The organism is Caulobacter sp. GW821-FHT10C03 (assembly GCF_059415485.1).
Genome location: NZ_JBWKNI010000006.1, coordinates 187,485 through 205,847, shown reverse-complemented (window position 1 = coordinate 205,847; position 18,363 = coordinate 187,485). Strand labels below are relative to the sequence as shown.

The window sequence follows — 18,363 nt, the reverse complement described above, 5'->3', positions numbered from 1 at the left end:
CTCCTTGTACGCGAACCGGACCCGCCTCATATGGGTTCCGTACCATGGTACGGAGTCAAGGGATGGCGGCGGACACTATTGCAGGACTGGCGCGGGCCGGCGGGGTGGGGGTGGAGACCGTCCGCTACTACCAGCGCCGGGGCCTGCTGGAGACGCCCGAGCGCGGTGAGGGCGTGCGGCGCTACGGCGACGAGGCCGTGCGCCGGCTGCGCTTCATCCGCTCGGCGCAATCGGCCGGCTTCACCCTGGAGCAGATCGGCGAACTCCTGGCCCTCGACGCCGGCCAGGACCGCGCCCGGGCCCGCGAGCTGGCCCGCGAGCGCATCGCCGACCTCGACGGCAAGATCGCCGAGCTGCAAGCCGCCCGCGCCGGCCTGTCGCGCCTGCTGCACACCTGCAGCGCCGGCGACGAAGGCCCCTGCCCGATCATCGCGGCGTTCGAGGGATAATCCCCGCTTCGCGCCACCTTCTCCCTCCAGGGAGAAGGAAACCTAAACCGCCGGCGGCCGGATGCGGCGATAGACGGCCTCGCCGAAGCCGAACACCCCGAAGGCCACCAGCCCCAGGGCCAGCAGGCCCAGCAGCCAGGCGCCGAACGGCTGGCGTTCGAGGGCCTGCAAGGCCCCAGCCCAGCTTCGGGCTTCGCTGCTGCGGGCGTGCCAGCCGGCGCCGACCACGAACAGGCCAACGCACAGCGTCGCCAGCCCGCGCGCCGCATAGCCGAACCGCGCCAGGGGCACGAGCCGGCGGCAGGCCGCCTCGCCGCAGTCCAGGCGCTTGGCGAAGTCCTGGGCCAGGCCCTGGACGACCCCGCCGATCCCGACGCCCAGCAGGACGAGACCCGCCGCCATCAGCAGCTGGTCGCCATGGGGCAGGGCCAGGATGGTCGCCGCCGTGGCGTCGGCGGTCTGCTCCTCGTCGGCCTCGCCCACGTCCTCGAAAGCGTCGAGCAACTCCAGGGCCGACCAGGCCAGCGAGCCGTAGACCACGCCGCTGACCGCCTGGCCCGCGCGGATCGCCCAGGCCTTGGGCGAGGTTCCGTGGCGGTCGGCGTCGAACACCGCCTGCAAGGCCCGCCAGAGCGAAAAGCCGATCAGCCCGGCCGCGACCACGGCGATCAGCACCAGGCCCGGCGGCCAGCTGGCCCAGGCCGCTAGCATCGCCGTCGCGCCGCGCGCCCGGGGCACGAGGTCGGCCGCCGCCAGCAGGGCCAGGCCGCCCAGCCCGACATAGACAGCTCCCCGCGCGGCATAGCCCAGCCGCGAGGCCCATTCGAGCAGCGTACGCAGGTCGAGGCGTCGCAGGGCCTTCGGCGGCCAGCGCTTGAGTTTCCAGACCGATGCGTGGATCATGCCGCCTTCTCGTCCCGCTTGGCCGGAGCAACGAAGCGCCCCGCCCTCCGTTCCCGCCGCGAAGACGGGAGGATCAGGCGCGATAGAGATCCGCGTCCGGATCGTCGTCGCCGCGGATCTGGGCCGCCACGATCTGCGAGGCGATGACCGAATAGGTGATGCCGTTGCCGCCGAAACCCATGACCGCCCAGGTATGGTCCATGCCCTCGACCGGTCCGATGCTGGGCAGGCCCGTGGCGCTGGAGCCGAACGCGCCGGCCCAGCCGTAGTCGATCTCGAAGTCGATGCCGGGCAGCAGGGCCTTCAGCTTTCCCGCCACGGTCTCGCACTTGCGCTTCAGCTTGGCCGGGTCCTGGTGGGCGTCGGGCGAGGGCTCGTCCTCACCGCCGGCGATCAGCCGCCCGTCGCCGCCCATGCGCAGATAGAGGTACGGATCGGACGCCTCCCACACCAGCATGTCGCGCAGCCAGGCCGGGCAGCGATTGCGCGGCTTGGAGGCCGTCGCCCAGGTCGAGATCACGCTCGCGCCCGGGGTCGGCACGCCCTTGGGAAATTCATAGCCGCAGCAGAACACCACCGCCCTGGCCCGCACGGCCTGGCCGGCGTCGGTCAGCAGGGTCACGCCGTCGGGGTCGCTGACGGCTTGCAGCACCTCGACCGGCGACCAGATTTTCGCGCCGCGCGCAGCCGCCCGCCGCAGCAGGCCCGCCGCCAGCCGGGCCGGATCGCCGCTGGCCGAGCCGCTGGAGACGATGGCGCCCGTCCGGTCGATCCCGAACCGCTCGCGCAGCTGGGCCGGGCCGAGATAGCGGCTGTCCAGCCCGATCGCCGCCCGCGCCTGCGCCTCGGCCTCGAGCGCGCGGTGGCCATGGTCGTCGCCAGCCAGATAGAGCGACGACTTGGCCTTCAGGCCGCAGGGGATCCGCTCCTCGTCGACGATCCGCTTCAGCGCGTCGACGGCGGCCCGCGATCGCAGATAGGCCCGCCGGGCCTTGGCCTGTCCGATCTTCTCCGCCAGGGCCGTCAGCGGCAGGTCGATCTCCCACTGCAGCAGGGCGGTCGAGGCGATGGTCGAGCCGGTCAGCGGGGGGCGGCGGTCCAGCACCGCCACGGCGTGGTCCCGGGACAGTTCATGGGCCATGAAGGCGCCGCTGATTCCGGCGCCCACGATGGCGACGTCGACGCTGATCGCCCGGGTGAGCGGCCCCGTCGGCACGCCCAGGCCCGGACTGTCCGCCCAGAGCGAGCGACCGGTGCGAAGGTCGCGCTTGATCGTTGCGCCGGTCATCGAAGCCCCCCGAAGCGGAGACTTGGCTCCAGCGGAGGCTTAGCTCCCGGGAGGCTTCGAGGTTCCGTCCGCCCCTAGTACGGCAGTTCCGGCGCCGTCTGCTGGGCCGGCTGACCTGCGGCCGGGGGCGGGGTCGCGCCCGGGTCGGCCGTCGGCGTCTCGCCGGCGTTCAGAAGGTCGCCGATCGGATCGCTGGTCGGCGCGGGCGCCTCGGCGAAGCCGCCGGGGATCGGGGTGGCCTTCAGGCGCGGCAGGGCCGAGCTCATGAACACCTTCCAGATCTCGGCCGGGGGACCGGCGCCGCTGACCCGCTTCATGGCGGTGTTGTCGTCCTTGCCGGTCCACACCGCGGCGACGAAGCCGCCCGTGTAGCCGACAAACCAGGCGTCCTTGTAGTCGCTGGTGGTGCCGGTCTTGCCGGCGATGTCGTAGCCGGCGACCTTGGCGCGGCCGCCGGTGCCGCCGTTCACCACCTGGCGCATCATCTGGTTCATGTACTGCAGCGACGGCGAGCCGATCACCGACGAGCGCGGCTGCTTGTCGACGCTGTGGTCGTAGAGAACCTTGCCCGAAGCGGTGCGGATGCGCTCGATGCCGTAGCCCTTGGCCAGGAAGCCGCCGTTGGCGAACGGGGCGTAGGCCTGGGCCATTTCCAGCGGGCTGACCTCGACGGCGCCCAGGGCCATCGACGGATCGAGCTGGATCTTGCTGGTGATGCCCAGGCGACGGGCCGTGGCGGCGACGTTGCTGGTGCCGACCTCGTTGGCCAGGCGGGCGGCGACCGTGTTGATCGACTGGGCCAGGGCCGTCTGCAGGGTCATGGGGCCCAGGAAGGTGTTGGTGTAGTTGCGCGGCTCCCAGTTGCCGATCTTCACCGGCTCGTCGACCACCATGACCGACGGGTTGCGGCCCTGGTCCATGGCGGTGAGGTAGACGAACGGCTTGAAGGCCGAGCCGGCCTGGCGGCGGGCGCTGGTGGCGCGGTCGAACTGGCTTTCGCCGTAGTCCTCGCCGCCGACATAGGCGCGGATGCGGCCCTCGCCGTCGATGGCCACCAGGGCGGCCTGCTGCACGCCCTGCTTCAGGTGGCCCTCGACGCCCAGCTGCACGGCGCGCTCGGCCGCGACCTGGATCGGCAGATCGAGCGTAGTCTCGACCACGAGGTCTTCGGTCGGCTCGCCGACCAGCGAACGCACCTGGGCGTCGACATAGTCGGTGAAGTACTGGGCGCGCTGGTTGGCCAGGGTGGCCGAAACCTGCACGGGGGTCTTGAAGGCCTCGTCGCGCTGCTCGGCGGTGATGGCCTTGATGCGCACCATCTCGTCGAGCACGACGGTGGCGCGGCGGGCGGCGCGCTCGCTGGCGCTGACCGGCGAATAGCGGGCCGGGCCCTTCATCATGCCGGCCAGCAGCGCCGATTCACCGATCGTCAGCTGCGAGGCGGGCTTGTTGAAATAGCGCTGCGAGGCGGCCTCGATGCCGTAGGCGCCGGCGCCGAAATAGACCCGGTTCATGTACAGAGCCAGGATCTGCTTCTTGCTGAACTTCAGCTCCAGCCAGACGGCCAGGATCAGTTCCTGGGCCTTGCGCTTGTAGTTCTGGGCCGGGCTCAGGAACAGGTTGCGGGCCAGCTGCTGGGTGATGGTCGAGCCGCCGCGCTGGGGTCCGCCCTCGTGGGTCAGGTTCCAGATCAGCGAACGGCCGATGCCCCACGGGTTGAACCCGAAGTGGTGGTAGAACTGGCGGTCCTCGATGGCGACGAAGGCGGCCGGCACGTATTCGGGCAGGGCGTCGATGTCGACCGGCGGCGCATATTGGCTGCCACGCACGGCCAGCAGGGCGCCCGAGCGGTCGAGATAGTTGATCGAGGGCTGACGGGTGACGTCGTAGAGCTTCGAGGTGTCGGGCAGGTCGCGCGCGAACACCGCGAAGAAGGTGACCACGAAGATCAGTCCCCAGACCCCCAGCACGGTCGCCCAATAGAGCGCCGCCTGCAGGGGCGTGCGAGAAGTCTTCGCCGGCTTGTTTCCGCCGAAGGCGCCGTTAGCCATCTGTAACCCTAGGTCTCGTGCAACCCCGCCCGCGTGGCGGTGTCATAGCTCACGCCGACCAAACACGCGATAGGGTTGACGAGAGATGAACGCGGTTTAACCCCGTCGTCGCGGCGGCGGCCGGCGTGGACGAAGGGCCCGGTCGATCCGCCTACCGCTTTCCCAGGAAGCGGAAGCCGCGCTGGGCGTCGTCGAACAGCGCCAGCGCCCGCCTGGCCTCCGCGCCGCCGTCTTCCGGATAGGTCACGTTGACCGAGTAGGCGGCGGCGCCATGCCCTGGCGGGGCGGCCAGGGCGATCACCGAGCGCCGCAGTTCCGTCCCGGTCCGGGGTTTGTCGGCGGGGCAGCGCAGGACGAGGCGCTGGGCCGGCTTGCCGCCGAGGCTGTCGGCGGCGCGTTCGAGCACGACGCAGCCTTCGTCGCGCAGCAGAAAGCCGGTGCTCTCCTCGACGGTCTCGGCCAGATTTTCGCCGTCCGACGAGCCGCCGTCGACCCAGAGATAGGCGCGCTTGGCCACCCGGACGCCGAAACCGTGGTTGGGCGCCGGCGGGGTGTTCTGGATCAGCCTGACCTTGCCGGACAGGGCGACGGCGTAGCCCCAGTTATGATTGACGTAGGGCGTCCCGCCGGCCGCCTGCGCCGAGACGGCGATCATCACGGCCGGCAGGGCCGCCCATCGCATGGCTTTACGGAACACGGCGCAATCCCCCGATTCGCGACCAGGTTGCATGATAGCGCGGTTCGCCGGCGCCCGTCGGCCTGATCCGTCACCCTCAGGCGCGGTCGGGATCGGTGCGCCAGACCCGCCAGCTTTCGACGCCGGCGGCCAGGCCCGAAGCGACGATGCCGATCATCATCACGTGGAAGCCGACGGGCTGGGGAGCGACGGGGGCGGCGACGAGGCCGAGCAGGCCCGTCAGGCTCAGCAGCCGTCCGGCCAGGCGGTTGGACTTGTCCCAGGCCAGGCGGCTGCGCAGCGCCCAGTAGGTGCGAACCCCGACCACGGGGTTGGGCTTGACCCTTCCGACGAAGGCGCCGAGCCCCAGGAACAGCACCGCCATGCCGCCCATCATCAGCCGCAGGAAAAGGTCCTGACCGCCGACGCGCGGCAGCAGGTCGAAGGCCACGCTGGTCAGCAGGGCCGCGGTGAAGGCCGGAACGGCCAGACCGACGATCCGGCCCAGTCGCCAGGTGAAGCGCTCGCCCAGCGGGTCCTTGGCCTGCCGCTCCAGCACCGCGCACAGCCAAGCCACGCCGCCGGCCACCAGGCCGATGAAGCCGATGGCCAGGGCCATCTGCGCCCGGTCGCCCCAGCGGTCGACCTGGCCGGCCAGGTCGAAGTGCATCGGCATCGGGCCGGGCGGTCCCAGACGCCAGACGGCCAGGGCCGCGGCGCCGATCGCCGCCGTCACCAGGATCGAGACGCCGTCCAGCGACGTCAGGCCGCGCGGATGCTCGCTGCTCATGCCTTGTTCTCCCCTCGCAAGGATGTGTCGGGCGCATCGACGGTCTCGCCAGCGCCCATCAGGTCCATCATGAAGGCCACCGCCTCCTCCACCGCCGAGATCACCAGGCGGTAGCGGACGGAGACGCCGTCCTTCTCGGCCTCGACCAGCCCCGCCGCCTTCAGCGCCGCCAGGTGGGCGGTGACCGTCGGCCAGGCCATCTCGAACCGCGAGGCGATCTCGCCCGACGCCAGCGGCCCGTCGCGCAGCATGGCGACCATGCGGCGGCGGGCAGGATGCGACAGGGCCTTGAACACCTCGTTCATGAGGCAAGAGACTAATTAGCCGATTGACTAAGAGTCAAGGGAGGTCGGCCAGCCTTGCGGACACGGCTTTTCCAGGCTCGCGTCAGCGCCCCTTCTCCCCTTGCGGGAGAAGGTGGCGGCCGAAGGCCGTCGGATGAGGGGTCTCTCAGACTTGAGACACCCCGCCCGGCCTGTCCGCCCCACGCGGTGTTGAGATCTGAGAGACCCCTCACCCGACCTCCCTCCGGGAGGCCACCCTCTCCCGCAAGGGGAGAGGGATCTCGCGTCGAGCCAGCCCCCTCCGTCACGCTGCATATCCGCGGCCCGCCCCTCCCCCTTAGGGGAGGATCTCAAAAAATCCGCCGTTTCCGGCCTTGGCGCGGGCGGCCGCCCCTGCCAGAAGAGCCACGTGTCCACCGCCCTCGCCTCCCCGCCCTCGCTCGACGCCGCGCGCGACGTCCTGCGCCGCACCTTCGGCCACCAGGACTTCCGCGGCCTGCAGGCCCAGGTGGTCGGCGAACTGCTGGAGGGGCGCAGCGCCCTGGCGGTGCTGCCCACCGGCGGCGGCAAGAGCCTGTGCTACCAGATCCCCGCCCTCGTGCGCCCGGGTCTGGGCCTGGTGGTCTCGCCGCTGATCGCCCTGATGGCCGACCAGGTGGCCGGGCTGCAGCAGGCCGGGGTCGCCGCCGAGCGCCTGGACTCGAACACCCTGCCCGAGGAGCGCGCCGAGATCTGGCGGCGCATCGAGGCCGGCCAGCTCGACTTGCTCTACCTGTCGCCCGAAGGCCTGATGCAGGGCTGGATGCTGGAGCGGCTGTCGCGCCTGCCGCTGTCGTTGGTGGCCGTCGACGAGGCCCACTGCGTCAGCCAGTGGGGCCACGACTTCCGGCCCGAATACCGGATGCTGGGCCGCATCGCCGAGGTCTTCCCCGACGCCCCGCGCCTGGCGGTGACCGCCACCGCCGACGCCCGCACCCGCGACGACATCCGCGCCGAGCTGCGCCTGCAGGGCGCGGCCGAGTTCGTCGACAGCTTCGCCCGCCCCGAACTGGCCCTCAACGCCGAGCGCAAGCGCGGCAAGGGCCACGACCGGGTGATCGAGCTGGTCACCGAGCGGCCGGGCCGCGCCGGCGTGGTCTATGCCGGCAGCCGGGACTCGACCGAAAAGCTGGCCCAGGCGCTGATCGACAACGGCGTGCCGGCCCTGGCCTATCACGCCGGCCTCGACAAGACCGTGCGCGCCCGCCGCCTGGAGCAGTTCCTCGAGGCCGACGAGGCGGTGATGGTGGCGACCATCGCCTTCGGCATGGGCGTCGATAAGCCCGACGTCCGCTTCGTGATCCACGCCGATCCGCCGGCCGCCATCGAGGCCTATTGGCAGGAGATCGGCCGCGCCGGGCGCGACGGTCAGCCGGCCGAGGGCATCACCCTCTACAGCAGCTCGGATCTCGCCTGGGCCGGCCGCCGCATCGACAGCCGCGAGGCCCCCGACGAGGTCAAGCAGGTGCAGAGCCGCAAGCTGCGGCAGTTCTACGCCATGCTCGAAGGCATGACCTGCCGCGCCGCCGCCGTCCGCCGCTATTTCGGCGAAGAGGGGGTGGAGCGCTGCGGAACCTGCGACATCTGCGTCTCGCCGCCGAGCGGGATCGACGCCAGCCAGGCGGCGCAGAAGGCCCTGTCGGCCGCCCATCGCCTGGGCGGGCGCTTCGGGCGCGGCCGATTGATCGACCACCTGCTGGGCAAGACCAAGGACGTCACCCAGCAGGAAGCCCAGATGTCGACCTTCGGCATCGGCAAGGAGTTCAGCCCCCAGGGCTGGCGCGACCTGCTCGACACCCTGGTGTTCGAGGGCCTGCTGCGCGAGGATCCCAATGACGGCCGGCCCCTCATCGGCCTCGGCGACGCCGAGGGCGTGCGCCAAGTCTATCGCGGCGAGCGGCAGGTGTCGCTGCGCCAGGCCCCGGGCGGCGATGCCGGCGGCGGCAAGGCTGGTTCCGGCGGCAAGAGCCTGCGCCGGCGCCAGGCCCTGACCGTGCCGCCGGGCGACCAGGCGCTGTTCGAGGCCCTGCGCGCCTGGCGCAAGGACCAGGCCTCGGCCCAGCACGTGCCGCCCTATGTCATCTTCCACGACGCCACCCTGGCCGAGATCGCCGCCGCCCGGCCCACGACCCTGCCAGCCCTGGGCAAATCCGGCGGCGTCGGCCAGGGCAAGCTCGACCGCTACGGCGAGGCGGTGCTGAAGGTCGTGCGCGACAACTGAGGCCGCCGGGGGACCGGAGCGCTCGGAACCGCCCTCCGGGACGCCCGCGGCGCGATGCACGCAAAAGCTGTCGCCCGCCCCTCTTGTCCGAACCAAACCGGCACGCCAGGTGTTAGTCTCCGGACGCACCGCGCGCGCCGCAGCGCCCTCCAACGCCCTCGGGGCCCCCAGGGTCCTCGAACACACCCCAAATCGGGAGACGCCGATGACCGACGCCACCATCAAGACCGATCTCGCCGGCGAGGCCAGCGCCGCTTCCGCCCGCGCCAAGAGCAGCGCCAAGAAGACCGCCGCCAAGGCCACCGCCGCGGTCAAGAAGGCCGCCGCCACCGTCGCCGAGACCGCGACCGAAAAGACCCAGGTCGCCCGCGACTACGTGCACGACAAGACCGACGCGGCCATCGCCTGGTCCAAACCCAAGGCCGAAGCCGCCCACAAGGCCGCCGAGGACCACCCCCTGGCCCTGGCGCTGGGGACCTTCGTGGCCGGCGCGGTGTTCGGCTTCCTGCTGGCCCGCAATTTCGACCGCTGATCTTCACGCATCGCTGAAGACGAGAACGCCCGGCGGGTCCGACCCGCCGGGCGTTTTTCGTTCGCGGCGCCGGCTCCTCCCCCGTGAAGCGGGGGAGGTGGCGCGCTGCGGATACGCAGCGTGACGGAGGGGGCGAGTGACAAAGCGCCGTGCGCGCGGCCGCCCCCCTCCACCACGGAGCCTGTCCTCGGGCGCGCGCTTCGCGCGACCCGGGGGTGGTCCCCCTCCCCCGCGGACGCGGGGGAGGAGAAAAGAAAAGGGCGGCGCCTTTGCTGGCGCCGCCCTTCCTAGTCTTCAGTTCGTCGTCCCGATCAGAAGGGCGACTGGACCGAGAGGCGGACCCCCTGGCTGTCGCTGTCCTTCGACACCGAGTTGTCGAAGTCCAGACCGATCTTCCAGCCGCTCTTGACCGTCAGGTCGGCCCCGAGCTCCAGCCGCAGCTGGTCGCGGTCGATCGGATCCACCGCCAGGCGGTAGGTCGGCCCGCCCACCCAGTCGGTGTAGCTGAGCATGGCGTCAGCGGCCTTCTCGAAGTCGTGCGAGTACTCGACCCGGAAGCGCGGCGCCAGCAGGCCGGCGGCGGTCTTGCGGGCGAACTCCCCGCGCAGGCCCAGCGTGCCGGTCAGGCTGCGCACGGTCTGCTCGTGGTAGGTCAGACCGTAGGGTCCGCCGCCGTTCTCCGAGAAGGCGTCCAGAACCGACCGGCTGTAGGCCATGCGCCCGTAGGGCGACAGCAGGCTGGTCGGGGTCCGGTGCTCGTACCCGAAGGTCAGAGCCAGGAACGTCTGGTCGCCGTCACGCTTGCCGGTCACCAGCTCGCCCGTCGTGGTGACGTAGCGGCGGCTGTCGAAGTCGAGCGACCCGAAGCCGACGACGCCGTCGACGAAGGTCTTCTCGCTCGGCTGCAGGCTGGCGTAGAGGCCGGCGCTGTAGCTTTCGGCCCGGCTCTTGGTGCCGTTCTTGCCGACCCGGCTGGAGTCTCGGCCGTAGCCGAGGCCCACACCGAAGGCGAACTGCCCGTTGACCCGGTAGTCGACGCCGGCGGTGAGACCGTCGGTCGTGAAGCGGAAGCCGCTTTGCGAACCGACCGTGTCACGCATCCCGAAGTCGGCCGAACCCGCGGCCCACACGCCCCAGCGCTGGGGACCGGCCTGGCCGTCTTCGCCGTCGTTCCCGGGCGCCGCGTCGGCCGACGAGGCGGCCGGCAGCAGCGGCGAGGACGGATCGGCCGCGTCGTTCATGCCGAGGCTGGCGTACTTGCGGAACCGCTCGCGCGCTTCCAGCCCGTCTTCCCGCTCGGTGTTGCCGCCGCGGACGCTGACCCCGAACCCGCGACCCGCGCCACCGCCGTTGTGCAGTTGCTCGAGGCGACGGCTGAAGTTGCTGATCTGGGCGTCGGCGAACCGGATGGCCGCCGCGTCCTGAGCCGCGACCAGACCCTTCACTTCCGGATCCTGCGAGGGATCGGGACGAGCCGTGACGATCACGTTGATCCGGCCGGGGGCCGAAGTCGCGAAGGCGTTGCTCAGCGTGTAGGTCACCACCGCCGTGCCCGCGAAGGCGTTGTCGGGGGTGAAGGTCAGGGTGTAGGCGCCGGTCGAGGGGTTGGTGATGACCGCCGCGCCCGAGTTGGCCGGGGTGATCGCCACCACCGCCGCGCCGATGAACGGCCCGCCGCTGGCGTTGGTCACCAGGTTCACGACCGCCTTCTGGCCGGCGAGGATCTCGACGGTGATCGGCGGGGCCGTGAGCGGCGCCGGGTTGACCGTCACCGTCACCGGCACCGGATCGGAGGCCCCGAAGGGATTGTTGATCCGGTAGGTGAAGGCGTCGGCGCCCGAGAAGCCCGCGGCCGGGGTGTAGACGATGTTCAGACCGTTGATCGTGGCCGTGCCCTTGGTCGGGGCGGTGGCGACGGTGACGCTCGTGAACGGGCTGCCCGTGGCGCCTTGGGTCGCCGCCAGGGTGGCCGATTGGCCGGCCAGGACGGTGATGACCTGGGCGGTCTGGGTCGGCGTGGCCAGCGGGGTGACCGTGACGGTGACCGTCGCCGGACCGCCCGTGCCGCCTTCGCCGGTGGCCGTGTAGGTGAAGGTGTCCGTACCGAAGAAGTTGGTGGCCGGCACGTAGTTGACGGTCAGGGCCGACACCGTCGCCGTGCCGTGGCTCGGGGCCGTGGCGATGGCGATGGTGCTGATCGGACCGGTGTCGTTGGCGGTCACCGCGATGTTCACCGTCGCATTGGCGGCGAGCGTGGCGGTGTCGTTGACGACGACCGGGGCCGGGGCGGCGACGGCGACGCTGATCGCGGCCGGCGACGAGGTGCCCCCAGGACCGGTGGCGGCGTAGGTGAAGCTGTCCGAGCCATAGTAGCCGGGGTTCGGCGTGTAGATGATCTGCACCGAGCCCGAGCCTTGCGAGTGCATCCGCGACGCCCCTCCGCTGACCGTCGCCGTGCCGTGTTGCGGCGCTTGGACGATGATGACGGTGTCGTAGAAGCCGTCGATCAGCGGCGCGACGTCGATGGTGGTCGGCGCCCCGGCCGGGGTCGAGGTGTTGGTCGGTTCGACCACCGGCGGCGGAGCCACGTTGACCGACAGGGTGACGGAGACGCTGGCCGAGTAGGGGCCAGAGCCGCCGGCCGAGTCGGTGGCCGTGACCGTCAGCGGGAAGTTGCCGTCATCGGTCGGCGAGCCCGAGAGCACGCCGGTCGAGGTGTTGAACGACACGCCCGTCGGGAGGGTCCCGGTGAGGGCGTAGGTGTAGGGGGCCACGCCGCCGACCCCGTGGAAGGTCTGGCTGTAGGCGGTGCCGTAGTCGGCCGTCGGCAGCGAGGTCGGCGTCACCGACAGGGTCGGCGCGGCGATGGTGATCGAGAAGGTCGCCGAACCGGTGGCGCCGTAGGCGTCGGTGGCGGTGATCACCGTGCTGTAGGTCCCCCCGGCGGTCGGCGTGCCCGAAAGGACGCCGGCGGTGCTGAGGGTCAGGCCGGGCGGCAGGCCCGTACCCGTGAAGGTGTAGGGAACCGTACCGGTCGTGGCCGTGAAGGTCGCGCCGGCGTAGGCCGCCGCCACCGTGCCGCCCGGAGGCGAACCGGCGACCACCAGGACCGGGGCGGTCACGGTGATCGAGACCGTGGCCGGCGCCGAAGGCCCGCCGGCGTTGGAGGCGGTGTAGGTGAAGCTGTCGGCGCCCGAGTAACCGGCCGTCGGCGTGTAGAGGAAGGTCATGCCGCTGACCGTGGCCGTCCCGTGAGCCGGGGCGGTGGCGACGGTGACCGAGGTCGCCGGCACGCCGCTCAGGGCCGGGGTGACCACGTTGTTGCTGCTGTTGGCGGCGACGGTCGTGGAGACCGCCCCCGGCGTCGGCGGCGCGGGCACGTTGACGACCAGGCTGTAGGAATTTTCGACGATGTAGGGTCCGCCGCCGGTCGTGGAGTCGGTGGCCCGGATGAAGACGTTGAAGGTTCCCGTGACGGTCGGCGTCCCCGAGAGGGCGCCGGTGGGCGACAGGGTGACGCCGGTCGGCAGCGTGCCGGACGTCACGGTGTAGGTGTAGGGCGCCGTGCCGCCGGTGGCGGTGAGCGTCTCGTTGTAGGCGGCGTGCTGGGTCGCAGCCGACAGGGTGGTCGGGCTCATGTTCAGGGTCGGCGCATCGACCGTGACGTTATAGACCCGTGACCCCGTGTAGGGACCCACGCCGGTGCTGGAGTCGGTGGCGGTGATCGTGAAGCTGAACGAACCCGAGGCCGTCGGCACGCCCGAGAGCAGGTCGCCGGACAGGGTGAGGCCGGCCGGCAGAGCGCCGGCGGTCACCGCGAAGGTGTAGCCGCTGGTCCCGCCCGACGCGGTGATCGTCTGGCTGACCGCCGTGCCGACCACGACCGTGCCCAGGGTGGTGGGCGAGACCGTGATGGTCGGCGCCGAGACGGTCAGGGTGTAGCTCCGCACGCCGGTGAACGGCGCGCCGGTCCCCGTCGAGCTGTCGGTGGCGGTGACGTCGAAGGTGAAGGTCCCGCCCGCCGTCGGCGTGCCCGAGAGCGCGCCGCTGGTCGACAGGGTGACGCCGGCCGGCAGGGCGCCGCTGGTCACCGCGTAGCTGTAGGGCGCGGTGCCACCGCTGGCGGTGATCGTGGCGACGTAGGCCGCGCCGATCTGGCCGTTCGACAGCGAAGTCGGAGCGACCGTGATCGTCGGCGCGCCGATGACCCAGGTGTAGGCGCGCGACCCCGTATAGGGACCCGTGCCGGTGCTGGAGTCGGTGGCGGTGATCGTGAAGTTGAACGAACCCGCGGCCGTCGGCGTACCCGAGAGCGCGTCGCCGGACAGGGTGACCCCGGCCGGGAGAGCGCCCGCGGTCACCGCGTAGGTGTAGCCGCTGGTGCCGCCGGTGGCGGAGATCGTCTCGCTGACGCTCGTACCGACCGCGACCGAGGTCAGGCTGGTCGGCGAGACCGTGATGGTCGGCGCCGCGATGGTCAGGCTGTAGGACCGCACGCCGGCGAACGGCGCGCCGGTCCCCGTCGAGCTGTCGGTGGCGGTGACGTCGAAGGTGAAGGTCCCGCCCGCCGTCGGCGTGCCCGAGAGCGCGCCGCTGGTCGACAGGGTGACCCCGGCCGGCAGGGCGCCGCTGGTCACCGCGTAGCTGTAGGGCGTGGTGCCCCCGCTGGCGGTGATCGAGGCGCTGTAGGCCGCGGCGACCGTGCCGTTGGCGAGCGAGGTCGGCGACAGCGTGATCGTCGGCGAGGCGACGGTGATGCTGTAGGCGGCCGCGCCCGTATAGGGACCCGAACCCGTGCTGGAGTCGGTGGCGGTGATCGTGAAGTTGTAGGTTCCACCACCCGTCGGCGAGCCGCTGATGGCGCCGCCGGTCGACAGGGTCAGACCGGGCGGCAGGCTGCCGGCGGTCACTTGGAAGGTATAGCCGGCCGTGCCGCCGCTGGCGGTGACCGTGTCGCTGTAGGCGGTGGCGATCAGGCCGCCGGCCAGGGCGCCCGAAGCGGGCGACAGGGCGATCGACGGCGCGCCGATGACCAGGGTGTAGGTCTGCGTGCCGCTATAGGCGCCGCCCGCGGTCGCGTCCGTCGCCTTGATGGTGATCAGGAACGACCCGCCTTGCGTCGGCGTGCCCGAGAGCACCCCGCCGGTCGTCAGGGTCAGGCCGGCAGGCAGAGTCCCGCTGTCGAGAGAGAAGACATAGGGAGTCGTGCCGCCGCTGGCGGTGATCGTCTGGCTGTAGGCGGCGGCCACGGTCCCGGCCGGCAGGGTCGAGGGCGACACGACGATCGTCGGAGCGCTCACCGTGATGCTGTAGGCGGCCGAGCCCGTGTAGCTGTTGCCGCTGCTGTCGGTGGCGGTGACCGTGAAGTTGTAGGTCCCCGTCGATGTCGGCGTGCCCGAGGCCACGCCGCTGGTGTCCAGCGACAGGCCCGGAGGCAGGGCGCCGGCGGTGACGCTGAAGGTCGTCGGCGTGACGCCGCCCGTGCTGGTGAAGGTCTGGCTGTAGCTGACGCCGGCCTGGCCGCCCGGCAGGGCGCCCGCGGCGGGCGACAGGGTTATGGTCGGCGCGGCGATGGTCAGGTTGGCCGAGGCCGTGCCGGTGTAGCTGCCGTTGCCGCCCGAGCTGTCGGTGACGGTGACCACGACCGTGGCGGTGGTCGCCGTGGTCGGGGTGCCGCTGATGACGCCCGAGCTGTCCATGGTCAGGCCGGCGGGCAGGCCCGTGGCCGAGAAGTTGTTGTAGGGCGGATTACCGCCGCTGATGGTCACGACCGAGGAGCCGCTGTTGTAGACGGCGCCCACCGTGCCGGTGGAGGCCGGCAGGGTGACCGAGAACACCGGGTCGTCCACGGTCACGAAGACCTGGCCGACGTTCGACGTGCCGCCGGCGTTGGTGGCGACGTAGTTGAAGGTGTCGGTGCCGCGGAAGCCGACAGGCGGGGTGTAGCTCATCAGGCCCGCGCTATCGACGCTGACCGTAGCGCCGTAGGACGAGGCGCCGACCTGGTAGCCGGTCGGGCTTTCGGTGGCGTGCGGAGCCGCGCTGAAGGTCGTCGCCGTGGCCGAACCGCTGTTGTAGGTCAGGCCGTTGATGCTGAAGGACGAGACCACCGGCGCCGGCGGCAGGCTGACCGTCAGGGTCGCCGTGGTGTTGGCGTTGTACGGACCCGCGCCCAGCGAGCTGTCGGTGACGTTGACGGTGACCGTGAACACGCCGTTGGCCAAGGGCGTGCCGCTGATGACGCCGCCGCCAGCGTCGGTCAGGCCCGAAGGCAGACCGTTGATGCTGTTGACGGTGTAGCTGGCCCGGCCGCCCGCGAAGGTCACGGCGGCGGCGCCCGAATTGTAGACGCGTTCGACCGTGCCCGTGCTGGCCGGCAGGGTGACCGTGATGGTCGGATTGCCGATGGTCACGGTGACCGTGGCCGGCGCCGAGGTGCCGCCGACGTTGGACGCCGTGTAGGTGAAGCTGTCGTTGGCGTTACGGTAGCCGATCGGCGGCGTGTAGGTCGCGATCCCGCTGCTGTTGACGCTGACCGAGCCGCCTTGGGCGGTCGTGGCCGAGCCGACAGCGTAGTTGGTCGGCGTGCCGCCGCCCGTGATGTAGAGCGACAGGTCGATGTTGGTCGTCGCGTTCGAGCCGGTGTTGTAGGCGACGATCGAGCCGTAGGTCTGCGAGCTGCCGACCGGCGGCGCGACATAGGTGTACTGGTCGGACGCGCTGGTGGCGCTGGTCCCGCCGGGCGTCGTGACGGTGATGTCGTAGGTGCCCGCCGAGTTGGCCGGCGACGTCGCCGTGATCTGGCTGTTGCTGTTGATCGTGTAGGTGGCGGTGGTCGCGCCGAACTTCACCGCGCCCGTGCCCGGAGCCGCCGCGAAGCCCGTGCCGGTGATGGTCACCGTCGTGCCGCCCGCGGTGGGACCCGAGGTCGGCGACACCGAGGTCACCGTCGGGGCACTGATGTAGGTGTACTGGTCAGACGCACTGGTGGCGCTGGTGCCGCCAGGCGTCGTGACGGTGACGTCGTAGGTGCCCGCCGAATTGGCCGGCGACGTCGCCGTGATCTGGGTGTTGCTGTTGATCGTGTAGGTGGCGGTGGCCGCGCCGAACTTCACCGCGCCCGTACCCGGCGCCGACGCGAAGCCGGTGCCGGTGATGGTCACGGTCGTGCCGCCGCCCGTCGGGCCCGCCGTCGGCGAGACCGAGGTCACGGTCGGGGCCGAGACGTAGGTGTACTGGTCCGAAGCGCTGGTGGCGCTCGTGCCGCCCACCGTGGTCACGGTGATGTCGTAGGTGCCCGCCGAGTTGGCCGGCGACGTCGCCGTGATCTGGGTGTTGCTGTTGATCGTGTAGGTGGCGGTGGCCGCGCCGAACTTGACGGCGCCCGTACCGGCCGCGGCCGCGAAGCCCGTGCCGGTGATGGTCACGGTCGTGCCGCCGCCCGTCGGACCCGCCGTCGGCGAGACCGAGGTCACCGTCGGAGCGGTGACATAGGTGTACTGGTCGGCCGCGCTGGTGGCGCTGGAGCCGGCCGGCGTCGTGACGCGGATATCCACCGTGCCAGCCGAACCGGCCGGCGCGGTCGCCGTGATCGAGGTGGCGCTGTTGAACGTGAAGCCGGTCGCCGCCGTGGCGCCGAACGTCACCGCGGTGACCCCGGTGAAATTGGTGCCGGTGATCGTCACGGACGTGCCGCCGCCTGTCGGGCCCGCCGTCGGCGAGATCGAGGTCACCGTCGGCAGGGCCGAATAGGTGAACTGGTCGGACGCACTGGTGGCGCTGGTTCCGCCCGGATTGGTGACGCGGATATCCACCGTGCCGGCCGAGCCGGCCGGCGAGGTCGCCGTGATCTGGGTGTTGCTGTTGACCGTGAAGCCGGTCGCCGCCGTGCCGCCGAACGTCACGGCCGTGGCGCTCGAGAAGCCGGTGCCGGTGATGGTCACCGAGGTGCCGCCCGCCGTGCTGCCGGTGGTCGGCGAGACCGCGGTCACGGTCGGGGCCGCGACATAGGTGTACTGGTCGGCCGCGCTGGTGGCGCTCTGGCCGCCGGCGGTGGTGACGCGCACGTCCACGGTGCCGGTGCCAGCCGGCGAGGTCGCGGTGATCTGGGTGGCGCTGTTGACCGTGAAGCCGGTCGCCGCCGTGCCGCCGAAGCTCACCGCCGTGGCGCCGCTGAGGTTGGTGCCGGTGATGGTGACGCTTGTGCCGCCCGCTGTCGGTCCGGCCGTCGGCGATATGCTCGTCACGGTCGGCGGGGCCACGTAGGTGTACTGGTTGCCGGCCGCGGTGGCGCTGGTGCCGCCGGTGGACGAGGTGACGCGGGCGTTGACCGTACCAGCCGAGCCGGCGGGGGCCGTCGCGGTGATCTGGGTGGCGCTGTTGACCGTGTAGCCGGTCGCGTTCGTGCCGCCGAAGGTGACGGCGGTGATGTTGACGAAGTTGGAGCCGGTCAGAACGACGCTGGTGCCGCCCGCGGTCGAGCCGCTGGTCGGGCTGAGCGAGCTCACCGCCGGCGGAACGTTGAGGTTCACCGTGATGCCCACCGACTTGGTGGCGTTACAGGTCGCCCCGCCGCCGTAGGACGGACAGGTATAGAGCGTCAGGGTCTCGCTCGCCGGCGCGTTGGCGTTCACCGACATCAGGGTCACCGTGAAGATGTCGGTGGCCGAAGCGTCGGAATAGGCGCTGTTGGACCGGAACTTGTAGGTCGCGTTCGCTGTCGTGACCGTCGTGTCCGCGGATGGATAGGGGTAGATGTTGCTGTACCCCTCCCCCGGATAGTCGATCCCGTTCTCGCCCTGGATCGAGTGGATCCCGGTCCAGAAGCTGTCGCCCGCATAGGTGATGAAGATGTCGCAGCTGCTGGCGTTCAGCGTCTGCGTGGCTCCCACCGAGGTGAAGGTCATGGCTGAGAGGGTGCAGTCAGCGGCTCTCGATTCCGTTGGAGTCCCGAGGCTCGCCCCCAGAAGCACGGCGGCGAAGACCAATGGAACGGCGAGAAGTTTGCCGAACCGGGACGCGAACGCCGAAAATATCTTGGCGAACACGGACGAAGATTCCGCGGCCGGATAACCGGCGCGAAGCATGCTGACGCTTTTCAAAAGCCGTCCCCCAAACGCACCGCCCCCGC

The 18,363-nt window shown here is 71.2% G+C and carries 10 protein-coding genes; 3 read left to right on the top strand and 7 right to left on the bottom strand.

Going from position 1 to position 18,363, the window contains the following annotated elements; translation table 11 throughout:
* The first annotated feature begins 62 nt into the window (after positions 1-62).
* Entirely contained in the window at positions 63-449 is a 387-nt protein-coding gene (locus AC07NG_RS10215) for a MerR family transcriptional regulator (RefSeq protein WP_494593749.1), read from the top strand.
* Between the two features lie 42 nt (positions 450-491).
* On the opposite strand, the gene AC07NG_RS10210 is transcribed toward AC07NG_RS10215, so the two are convergent.
* The 6 genes from AC07NG_RS10210 to AC07NG_RS10185 form a co-directional block, all read right to left on the bottom strand.
* A complete protein-coding gene (locus AC07NG_RS10210) occupies positions 492-1,352 on the bottom strand; it encodes a DUF1206 domain-containing protein (protein WP_494593747.1) in 861 nt (286 codons plus the stop codon).
* 73 nt (positions 1,353-1,425) lie between these two features.
* Positions 1,426-2,640 carry an NAD(P)/FAD-dependent oxidoreductase gene (locus tag AC07NG_RS10205; protein ID WP_494593745.1) on the bottom strand — a complete coding sequence of 405 codons (1,215 nt, stop codon included), beginning with the start codon at positions 2,638-2,640 and terminating at the stop codon, positions 1,426-1,428.
* A gap of 74 nt (positions 2,641-2,714) precedes the next feature.
* Positions 2,715-4,691, bottom strand: a complete 1,977-nt coding sequence (locus tag AC07NG_RS10200; protein WP_492853984.1) for a transglycosylase domain-containing protein — start codon at positions 4,689-4,691, stop codon at positions 2,715-2,717.
* A gap of 151 nt (positions 4,692-4,842) precedes the next feature.
* Positions 4,843-5,388, bottom strand: coding sequence for a hypothetical protein (locus AC07NG_RS10195; RefSeq protein ID WP_492853985.1), 546 nt, complete (start codon positions 5,386-5,388; stop codon positions 4,843-4,845).
* A 76-nt stretch (positions 5,389-5,464) separates the two neighbouring features.
* The gene (locus AC07NG_RS10190) at positions 5,465-6,157 is read right to left on the bottom strand and encodes an SdpI family protein (protein WP_492853986.1); all 693 of its coding nucleotides are present in this window, start codon (positions 6,155-6,157) and stop codon (positions 5,465-5,467) included.
* Entirely contained in the window at positions 6,154-6,462 is a 309-nt protein-coding gene (locus AC07NG_RS10185) for a metalloregulator ArsR/SmtB family transcription factor (RefSeq protein WP_492853987.1), read from the bottom strand. Before AC07NG_RS10185 ends, AC07NG_RS10190 begins: the two co-directional genes overlap by 4 nt.
* A gap of 388 nt (positions 6,463-6,850) precedes the next feature.
* Between AC07NG_RS10185 and recQ the strand changes: the two genes are divergently transcribed.
* Positions 6,851-8,701: a DNA helicase RecQ gene (recQ, locus tag AC07NG_RS10180; RefSeq protein WP_494593742.1), complete on the top strand. Its 1,851-nt coding sequence runs from the start codon at positions 6,851-6,853 to the stop codon at positions 8,699-8,701.
* Positions 8,702-8,906: 205 nt separating this feature from the next.
* Positions 8,907-9,233, top strand: a complete 327-nt coding sequence (locus AC07NG_RS10175) for a hypothetical protein (protein WP_492853989.1) — start codon at positions 8,907-8,909, stop codon at positions 9,231-9,233.
* A gap of 311 nt (positions 9,234-9,544) precedes the next feature.
* Here the strand turns inward: AC07NG_RS10175 and AC07NG_RS10170 are convergent, their stop codons facing one another.
* A complete protein-coding gene (locus AC07NG_RS10170; RefSeq protein ID WP_494593740.1) occupies positions 9,545-18,139 on the bottom strand; it encodes a putative Ig domain-containing protein in 8,595 nt (2,864 codons plus the stop codon).
* Positions 18,140-18,363 lie beyond the last annotated feature (224 nt).

Coding starts and splice junctions, on each gene's coding strand:
- AC07NG_RS10215 (WP_494593749.1), top strand. CDS start 63: ATGGCGGCGGACACTATTGCAGGACTGGCGCGGGCCGGCGGGGTGGGG.
- AC07NG_RS10210 (WP_494593747.1), bottom strand. CDS start 1,352: ATGATCCACGCATCGGTCTGGAAACTCAAGCGCTGGCCGCCGAAGGCC.
- AC07NG_RS10205 (WP_494593745.1), bottom strand. CDS start 2,640: ATGACCGGCGCAACGATCAAGCGCGACCTTCGCACCGGTCGCTCGCTC.
- AC07NG_RS10200 (WP_492853984.1), bottom strand. CDS start 4,691: ATGGCTAACGGCGCCTTCGGCGGAAACAAGCCGGCGAAGACTTCTCGC.
- AC07NG_RS10190 (WP_492853986.1), bottom strand. CDS start 6,157: ATGAGCAGCGAGCATCCGCGCGGCCTGACGTCGCTGGACGGCGTCTCG.
- AC07NG_RS10185 (WP_492853987.1), bottom strand. CDS start 6,462: ATGAACGAGGTGTTCAAGGCCCTGTCGCATCCTGCCCGCCGCCGCATG.
- AC07NG_RS10175 (WP_492853989.1), top strand. CDS start 8,907: ATGACCGACGCCACCATCAAGACCGATCTCGCCGGCGAGGCCAGCGCC.
- AC07NG_RS10170 (WP_494593740.1), bottom strand. CDS start 18,139: ATGACCTTCACCTCGGTGGGAGCCACGCAGACGCTGAACGCCAGCAGC.